11 protein-coding genes are annotated in these 11,734 nt (G+C 65.5%); 10 read left to right on the top strand and 1 reads right to left on the bottom strand.

The features are described from left to right. The 6 genes from VDP82_RS06995 to VDP82_RS06970 all read left to right on the top strand — a co-directional run. Positions 1-554: UDP-N-acetylglucosamine--N-acetylmuramyl-(pentapeptide) pyrophosphoryl-undecaprenol N-acetylglucosamine transferase (locus tag VDP82_RS06995; RefSeq protein ID WP_323014134.1), on the top strand; the 554-nt coding region annotated here is incomplete at its 5' end. Continuing rightward, the gene (gene murC, locus VDP82_RS06990; RefSeq protein ID WP_323014133.1) at positions 551-1,969 is read left to right on the top strand and encodes a UDP-N-acetylmuramate--L-alanine ligase; all 1,419 of its coding nucleotides are present in this window, start codon (positions 551-553) and stop codon (positions 1,967-1,969) included. The genes VDP82_RS06995 and murC, both read left to right, overlap by 4 nt. A gap of 166 nt (positions 1,970-2,135) precedes the next feature. Further along, positions 2,136-3,056, top strand: a complete 921-nt coding sequence (locus VDP82_RS06985) for a D-alanine--D-alanine ligase (protein ID WP_323014132.1) — start codon at positions 2,136-2,138, stop codon at positions 3,054-3,056. Positions 3,057-3,109: 53 nt separating this feature from the next. Beyond that, on the top strand, positions 3,110-4,033 hold the full coding sequence (locus VDP82_RS06980; protein WP_323014131.1) for a cell division protein FtsQ/DivIB: 924 nt from the start codon (positions 3,110-3,112) through the stop codon (positions 4,031-4,033). After that, positions 4,030-5,343, top strand: coding sequence for a cell division protein FtsA (ftsA, locus tag VDP82_RS06975; protein ID WP_323014130.1), 1,314 nt, complete (start codon positions 4,030-4,032; stop codon positions 5,341-5,343). The genes VDP82_RS06980 and ftsA overlap by 4 nt, the downstream gene beginning before the upstream one ends. Before the next feature lie 182 nt (positions 5,344-5,525). After that, a complete protein-coding gene (locus VDP82_RS06970; protein WP_323014129.1) occupies positions 5,526-6,509 on the top strand; it encodes a magnesium transporter CorA family protein in 984 nt (327 codons plus the stop codon). A 16-nt stretch (positions 6,510-6,525) separates the two neighbouring features. Here VDP82_RS06970 and VDP82_RS06965 read toward each other — a convergent pair whose 3' ends face one another. Further along, entirely contained in the window at positions 6,526-6,990 is a 465-nt protein-coding gene (locus VDP82_RS06965) for a VOC family protein (protein WP_323014128.1), read from the bottom strand. A 168-nt stretch (positions 6,991-7,158) separates the two neighbouring features. Between VDP82_RS06965 and ftsZ the strand changes: the two genes are divergently transcribed. The 4 genes from ftsZ to VDP82_RS06945 form a co-directional block, all read left to right on the top strand. Then, the gene (ftsZ, locus tag VDP82_RS06960; RefSeq protein WP_323014127.1) at positions 7,159-8,823 is read left to right on the top strand and encodes a cell division protein FtsZ; all 1,665 of its coding nucleotides are present in this window, start codon (positions 7,159-7,161) and stop codon (positions 8,821-8,823) included. Between the two features lie 112 nt (positions 8,824-8,935). Beyond that, entirely contained in the window at positions 8,936-9,892 is a 957-nt protein-coding gene (gene lpxC, locus VDP82_RS06955; RefSeq protein ID WP_323014126.1) for a UDP-3-O-acyl-N-acetylglucosamine deacetylase, read from the top strand. 96 nt (positions 9,893-9,988) lie between these two features. After that, complete coding sequence (locus VDP82_RS06950; protein ID WP_323014125.1) at positions 9,989-10,825, top strand: outer membrane protein assembly factor BamD; 837 nt, start codon at positions 9,989-9,991, stop codon at positions 10,823-10,825. Positions 10,826-10,983: 158 nt separating this feature from the next. Then, positions 10,984-11,734, top strand: a 751-nt coding sequence (locus tag VDP82_RS06945; protein ID WP_323014124.1) for an AAA family ATPase, incomplete at its 3' end; no start/stop codon positions are given.

The following is an 11,734-nucleotide window of genomic DNA, read 5'->3' as shown; positions in this document are numbered from 1 at the left end:
TGATCTTCGGGGGCAGCCAGGGGGCCAAGGCGCTGTCCGACATCGTGCCCGCCGCTATCGCCCAGGTGCCCGAGACGTTGCGCCAGCGCCTGGTCATCGTCCAGCAATGCCGCGAGGAAGATCTCGACCGGGTGGCCGAGGCCTATCGGCAGGCCAAGGTCAATGTCGAGCTGGCGGCCTTCTTCACCGACCTGCCCGAGCGCATCGCCCAGGCCCATCTGGTCATTGGGCGTTCGGGCGCCTCCACCATCGCCGAATTGTGCGTGCTGGGCCGGCCGGCCGTGCTGGTGCCGCTGCCCGGCTCCATCGACAACGACCAGAAGAACAATGCGCTGGTGGTCGAGGCCGCCGGCGGCGGCTGGCTGGCCGAACAGGCCACGCTTACGCCGCAATCGCTTGGCACTCGCCTCACCAATTTGTTATCCGACCCCTCGACCCTCAGCCAGGCCGCCGACGCCGCCCGTTCCCTGGGCCAGCCCCGCGCGGTGGAAAAGCTCGCCGACCTGGCCGAAATGCTGGCGGGCCGCACCCTAGAAGTGGAAAACCGCTCATGAAGATGCCCAGCGATATCGGCCCCGTGCATTTTATCGGCATTGGCGGCATCGGCATGAGCGGCATCGCCGAAATCCTGCACAACCAGGGCTATACGGTCCAGGGCTCGGATGCCGCCGTCAATCCCAATGTGCAGCGGCTGCGCGACATGGGCATCAGGGTCGAAATCGGCCAGAGCGCCGATAATCTGGGCCAGGCCGAGGTGGTCGTGGTGTCTTCCGCCATCAAGAAGGACAATCCCGAGCTGGTCGCCGCCCGCGCCCGGGCGCTGCCCGTGGTGCGCCGCGCCGAGATGCTGGCCGAGATCATGCGCTTCAAGACCGCCATCGCCATTGGCGGCACCCATGGCAAGACCACCACCACCACGCTGGTGGCCACCCTGCTCGACGCCGGCAATCTCGATCCTACCGTCATCAATGGCGGCATCATCAATGCCTATGGCACCAATGCGCGCCTGGGCGGCAGCGAATGGATGGTGGTGGAGGCCGACGAAAGCGACGGCACCTTCGTCAAGCTCCCCGCCGACGTGGCCGTGGTCACCAATATCGATCCCGAGCATCTCGACCATTACGGCGATTTCGAAGGGGTGCGGAAGGCGTTCCACCAGTTCGTCGAGAACGTGCCCTTTTACGGCTTTGCCGTCATGTGCCTCGACCATCCCGAAGTGCAGGCGCTGGTCGGCGAGATCCAGGATCGCCGCGTCATCACCTATGGCCGCAACCCGCAGGCCGATGTGCGCCTGGTCGATCTGGAAACCGTCGACGGCGTCAGCCGCTTCTCGGTGGAAATCCGCGACCGCATCCGCCAGACGCAATTGCGCATCGACGGGCTCGAACTGCCTATGCCCGGCATTCACAACGCTCTCAACGCCACCGCCGCCATCGCCGTGGCCGACCAGTTGCACGTGCCCGCCGAGGCCATCCGCAAGGGGCTCAAGGGCTTTACCGGCGTCAAGCGGCGCTTCACCCGCACCGGGGTGGTCGGCGGCATTACCGTCATCGACGACTATGGCCATCACCCGGTCGAAATCTCCGCCGTGCTGCGGGCGGCGCGCCAGTCGACGCGGCGCGACGTGGTCGCGGTGGTCCAGCCGCACCGCTACACCCGCGTGCGCGACCTGTTCGACGAATTCGCCGCCTGCTTCAACGATGCCGACACGGTCATCGTCGCGCCCATCTATGCGGCGGGCGAGCAGGCCATTGCCGGGGTCACCCATGAGGAACTGGCGGCCCGCATCCGCGCTCGCGGGCACCGCGACGCCCGCGTCATCGATGCCCCCGACCAGCTCGCCCCGCTCCTGGCCGAGCGCGCCGCCGAGGGCGATTACGTCGTCTGCCTGGGCGCCGGCAACATCACCCAATGGGCCGCCGCCCTGCCGGGAGAACTGGCGGCGCTGACGGGCAAGGATGTGGCGTGATGACTACCGCTGGCTCCCCCCTCCCAACCTCCCCCGCAAGGGGGGAGGTGCTCCATCGTATCTTGGGCACCATGCTGCCCAATCCGCCGGCCCAACACCTCCCCCTTGATGGGGGAGGCCGGGAGGGGGTGGGGCCGATGTCCCCTGCCGCTGAAAGGACCACCCCATGACCAAGCATGTCGCCGTTCTCATGGGGGGGTGGTCCAATGAGCGCCCGGTGTCGCTGATGTCGGGCGCCGGCTGTGCCGCCGCGCTGCGGCGGGCCGGCTATCGGGTCACCGAGGTCGATGTCGGGCGCGATGTCGTCGAGGTGCTGCGCGATCTGAAGCCCGATGTGGCCTTCAATGCCCTGCACGGCCCCTTCGGGGAAAGCGGCATGATCCAGGGCGTGCTGGAGCTATTGCAAATCCCCTATACCCATTCGGGCGTTCTGGCCTCGGCCCTGGCGATGAACAAGCACCAGGCCAAGATCGTGTTCAAGGCCGCCGGCATTCCGGTCACCGATCACGTCATCGTCGCGCGCGCCGAGGCGGCCCGCGCCCATGTGCTGCCCCCGCCCTATGTCATCAAGCCCATTGCCGATGGGTCGAGCTTTGGCGTCTTCATCGTCAAGGCCGAGACCAGCCATCCGCCCCAGGAGATCCTGCGCGAGGACTGGACCAGCGGCGAGGAGGTGATGGTCGAGCGCTTCATTCCGGGGCGCGAGCTGACCTGTGCGGTCATGGGCGATGTGGCGTTGGGCGTCACCGAGATCGTCACCGAGCGCAGCTTTTTCAACTACGAAGCCAAATATTCCGAGGGCGGGGCCGTGCATGTGCTGCCGGCGCAGTTGAAACCGAAAATTTACGACAAAGTGCAACAGTTTAGCCTGGCCGCTCACGCGGCTCTCGGCTGCCGGGGCGTGACGCGGTGCGACTTCCGCTACAACGATGCGGCGGGCGAGGACGGGGAACTGGTGCTGCTCGAACTCAATACCCAGCCGGGTATGACGGCGGTGTCCCTGGCCCCCGAACAGGCCGCCCATGCCGGGCATAGTTATGAAGATCTGGTCGCCTGGATGGTGGAGGACGCGAGTTGCAACAGGTAAGGAGCGAGGCTTTTCTCGCCGGTGCGCAGCTGGTCCGGCCGCGCGCGCTGCCTGTGCCTGTCCGTTCTCCGCACCGGCGCGTTGCCGGCAATCTCGGTCGCGCCTGGGTGCTGCACCGCACCGCCATCCTGCGCGGGGCAGGGGTGGTGGCGCTGCTGGCGCTGGCGGGCCTTGCCTATGAGCTGCGCGGGCCGCTGGCGGCGGGTGCGGCCTTCATGGGCGATATGGCCCAGGCGCGTTTCGCCGATGCCGGCATGGCCATTGGCGAGATTTCCATTTCCGGCCAGACGCTGACCAGCGAGCAGGATATTTTCGACGCGCTGGGCATCCAGCCGCATACCGCCACCACCAGTTTCGACGTCGAGGCGGCGCGCCAGCGCATCGCGGCGCTGCCGGCCATCGACAGCGTCACCGTGCGCAAGACCTATCCGGGCGATGTCATCGTTACCGTTACCGAAAAAGTGCCGGTGGCGCGCTGGCGCGTTGATGGCATCACCTTCGTGGTCGATGCCACCGGCGCCCAGATCGGCGAGGATGGCGGGGCCTATGGGGAATTGCCGCTGGTGGTGGGCGATGGCGCCAATGACGACGCGCTGGTGATGATCCGCGCGCTTGATCAATATCCCGAGCTCAAGACCGATCTTGTCGCCCTGTCGCGCATTGCCGACCGCCGCTGGGATCTTATCTACGATACCGGCCTGCGCGTGCAATTGCCCGAGCTGGGGGTGGCCCGCGCCCTGCGCAATCTTGCCCTCTACCAGTCCCATTATCAGTTGCTCGACCGCGACGTGACCATCATCGACCTGCGCGTGGCCCATCTGGTGGCACTGCGCCCGGCCAAGACCGAGGCGGACCTGGAAGCCGACCGCAAGGCCGCCGAAGCGGCATTGAAGCGCCAATTGGCCAGCAGCCGTCCCTATCCCCTGCCGCCGCCCGCCCATCTTTCCCTCCCCAGCCAGACGACGCTTACCCAATGATGACCGATGCCATGACTTCCCGGCTGCGGCCGGTCCAGCCCGGCAAGACCACGCTGGTGGCCGTGCTCGATATCGGCTCGACCAAATTGTGCTGTGTCATCGCGCGCCTCTCGCCCCGCCCCGAGGGCAAGGCGCTGCGCGGGCGCTCCCATCAGGCCGAGGTCATCGGCTTCGGCTACGGCCCCTCCGCCGGGGTCAAGAGCGGCGTCGTCACCGATATTGAAAAGGCCGATCAGGCCATCCGCTCTGTGGTCGGCATGGCCGAGCGCGCCGCCGGGGTGACGCTGGAGACCGTCATCGTCAACGTCACCGCCGGGCGGCTGGGTTCGGAAACCTTCTCCGCCTCGGTGTCGCTCGATGGCGAGGAAGTGGAAAAGGCCGATATTCACCGCGTGCTGCGCGCCGTCAACGAGCGCTCGGTGCGCCCGGAACGCTCCATCATCCACGCGCTGCCCATCGGCTATGCCATTGACGGGCATAAGGGCATTCGCGATCCCAAGGGCATGGTGGGCGACAAGCTCAGCGTCGACGTGGCGGTGGTCAGCGCCGAGACGCTGGCCATGCGCAATCTCGAATTGGTGCTGCATCGCTGCCACCTCCAGATCGAGGCGCTCATCGCCACCCCCTATGCCTCGGGGCTGGCCACGCTGGTCGATGACGAGGCCCAGCTGGGCGTGGCCTGCATCGACTTCGGCGGGGCCACCACCACCGTTTCCGTCTTCAATGACGGGCATCTGGTCTATGCCGACGCCATCGCCATCGGCGGGCACCATCTGACGCTCGACATCGCCCGCCAGCTTTCGGTGGGCATTGCCGATGCCGAGCGCCTCAAGACGCTTTACGGCTCGGTCCTGCCCGGCCAGTCGGACGAGCGCGACCTCATTCCCATCCAGCCGGTGGGGGCCAGCCATGACGAGGCGCCGGGGCAGGTGGCCCGCTCGGTACTCACCCGCATCATGCGCCCGCGCATCGAGGAAATCCTCACCGCCATCCGCGACCGCATGCAGGCCACCGGCATGATGGATGTGTGCGGGCGCCGCTTCGTGCTCACCGGCGGGGCCAGCGAAATGACCGGCCTGCCCGAAGTGGCCCGCCGCACTTTGGCGCGCAATGTGCGCAATGGCCGGCCCATGGGCATTGCCGGGTTGCCCGACATGGCCAAGGGCGCCGCCTTCGCCAGCGTGGCCGGAATGCTCATCTATCCCCAGGTCTGCGCGCAGGAATATGCCGAGCCGCGCAAGAGCCACCGCCTCACCGGCACCGATGGCTATTTCGCCCGCGTCGGCAACTGGTTGCGCACCAGTTTCTGAGGTGGTTGACAGGCGAAGCGAGTGGGGGCACCTAGGCGCTGTCTCTGGCGCTTCGCCATTTTTCGAGAGAAAGCCGATGAACCCCGACAGTCGAAGTTCGACGTCGCCCATGAAAATCGCCTGCCGCGCCTGACGCTTCCGTGCGGGCGGGCCCCATGCGGTCAATGCCCAGGAGTGAAGCCATGCTGCGCTGCTACAAAAGCCATCTCGCCATGCTGGCCGAGGTCGCCCCCGATGCCATCGAGACCACCTCCAATCTGGTCTGGCTCGACCTGCTCAATCCCTCTGCCGAGGAAACGCGCCGGGTGGAGGCGCATCTGGGCATCACCATTCCCACCCGCGCCGAAATGGCCGAGATCGAATTGTCCTCGCGGCTCTATTCCGAGGACGGCGCCGAATTCATGACCATGACGGCGCTGTTCGGGCTCGATACCGACGATCCGGTCAAGGCCGAAGTCACCTTCATCCTCAAGCAGGACGTGCTGGTCAGCGTGCGGTTCGCCGATCCCAAGCCCTTTACCGCCTATCTCATCCGCGCCCAGCGCCCCAATGCCATCCCCTGCGCCACCGGCACAGAGGTGTTCCTGGGGCTTCTGGAATCGCTCACCGACCGCACGGCCGACGCACTGGAAAAGCTGGGCAACGAGATCGACCAGGTGTCGCGCCACGTCTTTCGCCGCAAGAGCACCTCGGCGGAAAAATTCCAGCGCGATCTGCGCTCGGTCATCGAGCAGATCGGGGCCAAGGCCGAGCTTCTGACCATGATCCAGGAAAGCCTAGTCAGCATTTCCCGGCTCACCGCCTATCACGGCGCCTCCACGGTCGGGCCCAGCAAGGCGGCGCGCGACGCGCGGCAATTGGGCAAGCTGGTGCAGCGCGACGCGCTCTCGCTGGGCGAGCATGCGCGCACGCTCACCACCAAGGTCAACTTCCTGCTCGATGCGACGCTGGGGCTGATCAATCTCGAACAGAACCAGATCATCAAGATCTTCTCGGTCGTCGCCGTGGTGCTGCTGCCGCCCACGCTGGTGGGCTCGATCTATGGCATGAACTTCGACATCATGCCCGAATTGCACTGGGATTTCGGCTATCCGCTTTCCCTGGGCCTGATGGTGCTTTCAGCGGTGCTGCCCTATCTCTTCTTCAAGCGTCGCGGCTGGCTCTGAGGGGGCGGGGGTGTTCTCACGCCCCCGCGTAAGCCTTCTGCAAATCGGCCACCACCAGTTTTTTCATCTTCATCATCGCATCCATGGCCCGGCGCGCGCCTTCCGGGTCGGGGCCCAGCACGGTGTCGCGGAACTGGCGGGGCGCCACCTGCCAGGATAGGCCGAAGCGGTCCTTGCACCAGCCGCATTGCCCTTCCGAGCCGCCTTCGGAAATCAGTTTCTCCCAGAAATAGTCCACCTCCGCCTGCCCGTCGCACTCGATCATGAAACTCACCGATTCATTGAAGGCGAAATCGGTCTTGCCGCCATTGAGCAGCATGAATTTCTGCCCTTCCAGCTCGATGACGGCGGTCAGGGGAGGCCGGCCTGGATCGGGGCGGGCGGTCTCGATCAGCCGGGCGGAGGGAAAGGTGCCGGTGTAAAAAGCGATCGCCTCCTCGATGCGGTCGTCGAACCAAAGGCAGGGTGTGATGGTGTTCATTTGCATCTCCTCTTCAAAGCGCTGCTGGGGCGTGGTTAACGCGCCGTCAAAGCGTAACCGGAAAGTGTCGCAAATTGCGTTCACGTTAACGCCGAAGGGGCAATTGTTAGGCTGGGGTTAACGTTTGGCGGGGTAAATCTTTACCAACTCGCCAGTATGGGGCCTTTCATGACCATCAACCTCACCATTCCGGACATTCAGGAACTCAAGCCCCGCATCACCGTATTCGGTGTGGGCGGCGGCGGCGGCAATGCCGTTAACAATATGATCGAATCCGGGCTCGAAGGCGTGGATTTCGTCGTTGCCAATACCGATGCGCAGGCGCTGGCGCTCTCCAAGGCGCAGCGCATCATCCAGCTCGGCGTCGGCGTCACCGAGGGCCTGGGCGCGGGTTCGCACCCCGAAGTGGGCCGCGCGGCCGCCGAGGAAAGCTGGGACGAGATCAACGATCACCTGTCGGGCTCGCATATGGTGTTCATCACCTGCGGCATGGGCGGGGGCACCGGCACCGGCGCGGCTCCGGTCGTGGCCCGCGCGGCGCGCGAGCAGGGCATTCTCACTGTCGGCGTCGTCACCAAGCCGTTCAATTTCGAGGGCAATCGCCGCACGCGTCTGGCCGAGGACGGCATTGACGAGCTGCACCGCCATGTCGACACGCTGATCGTCATCCCCAACCAGAACCTGTTCCGCGTCGCCAACGAGAAGACCACCTTCGCCGATGCCTTCGCCATGGCCGACCAGGTGCTGTTCTCGGGCGTGGCCTGCATCACCGATCTGATGGTCAAGGAAGGCCTCATCAATCTCGACTTCGCCGACGTGCGCGCCGTCATGCGCGGCATGGGCAAGGCGATGATGGGCACCGGCGAGGCTTCCGGCGAGGATCGCGCCCGCCACGCCGCCGAGGCGGCCATTGCCAATCCGCTGCTCGACGATGTGTCGATGCAGGGTGCGCGCGGCCTGCTCATCTCCATCACCGGCGGTCCCGACCTCACCCTTTACGAAGTGGACGAGGCGGCCAGCCGCATCCGCGAGGAAGTGGATGTGGACGCCAATATCATCCTGGGCGCCACCTACGATCCCAGCCTCACCGGCACCATCCGCGTTTCGGTGGTGGCCACCGGCACCGATGCCACCATGGTGCAGGCGCTCGAGCCGGCCAAGCCGCATGCCTCGCGCACGCCGCTGGAAGTGCGCCGCCACGTGCCGGTCGAGCCGACCCGCACCGCCGCCGAGCGCGCGCCCATCGCCACTCCGGTGATGTCGCAGGCGCTCGAGCATGAGGTCGAGGCCGCCGTGGCCGAGGCGTTCAGCGCCAATCACGCCCATGCCCCGATCCAGGAGGAGGATGACGGCGTTTTCGTCGAGCCCTATATCCCGGCCGCCGAAAGCGTGGTCGATCCCGACGAGCCGATGGCGGTCGAGGAGCAGCCGATTCCCAGCGTCTATGTGCCCTCGCACGCCGCCCGGCCCGAGGGCCAGCGCCGCATGCCGCGCACCGAGGAGCTGCCGATTGTTGCGAGGCGGACACAGCAGGAGCAGGATCGTCAGGAAACCGAGCCGCGCAATGCCCGTGCTCTCTTCAAGAAGCTGGCCTCCAATGTCGGCATCAATCTGGGCCAGCAGCAGGCCGCCGCGCCCCAGCCCAGGGCCTATGAAGGCGACGATGACGCGGCTGCCCGCAGCGCCATTGAGGCAGGCGCCTCAAGGTCTTCGCGCCCTGCGGCCGCGGTGCCCGGCGCCCGTGGCGCGCTCGATGTCACTGGCCGTCCGGTGACGTCCGCGCCGCAGAAGGAAAGCCTGGAAATTCCGGCCTTCCTGCGCAAGCACGGCTGACCGGTCATCTGGCAGGTGTAAAAACAATGCTCGGCGCGGCTTCCGCGCCGGGTTTTTTTTCGCTAACAGGATTGTGGGCAATCTGGGCCTGGGGGTCGGAGTTACATTGCGTATGCAGAAACTAGCCACGCGCCAGCGTACTCTTGCGGCCGCCGTTACCTTCGCCGGCTATGGTGTGCATAGCGGCCAGCCTTCCAGCCTCACCATCGGACCGGGTCTTGTCGATACCGGCTTCACCATCCGCCGCGACATGGGCGCGGGCATCCTCACCGAGGCGGTGCCGGTGCATTTCTCGCGCGTTTCGCGCACCACGCTGTGCACTACCATCGATCTGGGCGACAGTGTCAGCGTGGCGACGGTGGAGCATGTGGTTTCGGCGCTGAGCGGCATGGGGATCGACAATGCCCTGATTACCCTCGAAGGCACCGAATGCCCGATTCTGGATGGCAGCGCGCGTCCCTTCGCCGATGCGATTCTGGAGGTGGGCATCGACATCCAGCCCGCCCAGCGCAAATTCCTCAAGGTCATCCGCGCCGTCACCGTGCGCAACAACGATGCCTTCGCCGCGCTCGAACCCTATAACGGGCGCGCGCTCGATCTCGAGATCGACTTCGACAACAAGGTCATCGGCCGCCAGCGCATGATCTTCGATTGGACCCCGCGCCGGTATTACGAGGACGTGTCGCGCGCCCGCACCTTCGGCTTCGTGCGCGACGCCAAGATCCTGCGCCAGGCCGGCTATGCGCTCGGTTCGAGCCTCGACAATTCCATCACCGTGCATGAGGATCGCATCCTCAATCCGGGCGGGCTGCGCTACGAGGACGAATTCGTGCGCCACAAGCTGCTCGACGCCATCGGCGATCTCTCGCTGGGGGGGCTGCCGATCTGGGGGCGCTTCCGCTCCTACAAGGGCGGGCACGCGCTCAATGCGCATGTGCTGAGCGGTCTCTTTTCCAGCGAAGCCAATTATGAGATAGTCGGGGCCGAAGACCTGCCGCTCGAATTCGAGGCGTTCGACGATCAGCCCGAAGGACTGGCGGTCAATCATTACCTGCGGTCCGTGCGCTGATCCCGGCTTGGGGGCGGCGTAGGGCGCCACAGTTTTGATCCATTTGCTATTTATCCCGCCCTTTGGGGCGGTTTGCGTATAAGGACGGGCCAGTTCGTGACAGTTGACGCTTTTGCTGGTTTTGCCAGCCGGTCCGCCCGGTTTGTGGTCGTGGCCCTGGTGGCTGCGGTGCTGGCCGGGTGCAGCCTTTTCGGTCCGGTCAAGCTCAAGGAAGAGCCGATCATTCCGGCGACGACGCTTTACCAGAAAGCGCTCAACGACATGGACCGGCAATATTATGCCACCGCCGTCAAGTCGCTGGAGCAGCTCGACCGCCAGCATCCGCGCGATCCGCTGGTGGAAAAGTCCAAGCTGATGCAGGTTTACGCCAATTATCGCGGCGGCAAGCTGTCCGAGGCGATCCTGGCGGCCGACCGCTATCTGGCGCTCTATCCCAATGGCAAGGACGCCGCCTATGTCCTTTACCTCAAGGGCAACGCCTATTTCGCCCAGATCAAGGATATCACGCGCGATCAGCAGCTTTCGGCCGACGCCATCTCCACCTATCAGCTGGTGATCTCGTCCTATCCCAAGTCCGAATATGCCAAGGACGCGCAGGAAAAGCTGCTCGTCGCCTATGACCAGCTTGCCGGCAAGGAAATGTCGGTGGGCCGCTATTATCTCGGCCAGGGGCAGTTTACCGCCGCCATCAACCGCTTCCGCGTGGTGGTGGAGAGCTGGCAGACCTCGACCCATATCGAGGAGGCGCTTTACCGCCTCACCGAAGCCTATCTGTCGCTCGGCCTGACCCATGAGGCGGCCACCGCCACGGCCGTTCTGGGCCACAATTATCCGTCCAGCACCTGGTATAAGCGCGGCTACGACCTTCTGGCCAAGCAGGGCCTGGCCCCCGCCGTCAATTCCGGCAGCTGGATGGCCTCGCTGCGCCGCTAGGGGTTGTTTTCCACCGGGTCATTCCGGCGCAGGCCGGAATGACGTTATGCATGGGTGGCCCAGAGGTTTGCACTAAATCTGTTGCCAGTTTGTTCCGGGGCGCTACAATGCGCCCGGTTCTGTTTTAATGCCCCGGCCAAATCTGGGATGATCCGCGCATGCTGAACGCGCTTTCGGTTCGCAATATTGTTTTGATCGACCAGCTCGATCTGGCGCTCGACAATGGCATGACGGTGCTGACCGGCGAGACCGGCGCCGGCAAGTCGATCCTGCTCGATGCGCTCACGCTGGCGCTGGGCGGGCGGGGCGATGCCTCGCTGGTGCGCAGCGGACAGGAAAGCGGGCAGGTGGTGGCCGTGCTGGCTTTGCCCGCCGGCCATCCGGCTCGCGCCGTGCTGCGCGACAACGCCATAGCCGATGACGAGGACGTCATCCTGCGCCGGGTGCAACTGGCCGATGGGCGCACCCGCGCCTTCATCAACGACCAGCCGGTTTCGGCGGCGCTGCTGCAAAAGGTGGGCAGCCAGATCGTCGAAATTCATGGCCAGCATGACGATCGGGCGCTGGTCGATGTCGCCACCCATCGCGCCGCGCTCGACGCCTTCGGCGAGTTGGACGGCCTCGCCGCCGAAACCCGCTCCGCCTTCCAGGCCCTCAGTGCCGCCCAGGATGGGGTGACGGCGCAAAAGGCGCTGGTCGAGCAGGCGCTGGCCGCCGAGGATTATGCCCGCCACACGGTGGAGGAGCTGTCCAAACTCGCTCCCATTGCCGGTGAGGAAGACGAGCTTGCGGCGCGCCGCCAGCATTTGCAGCAGGCCGAGCGCTCCGCTTCCGATGTGGTCGAGATCGACGACATGCTCAACGGCCCCGGGGCGCCGGCGCCTTCGCTCTCCAGCCTGATGCGCCGGC

The sequence above is a fragment of the Devosia sp. genome, from assembly GCF_034675085.1.
GTDB lineage: Bacteria > Pseudomonadota > Alphaproteobacteria > Rhizobiales > Devosiaceae > Devosia.
Note: the sequence above shows the minus strand (reverse complement) of the source record. Positions and strands in the feature narration are given on the sequence as shown.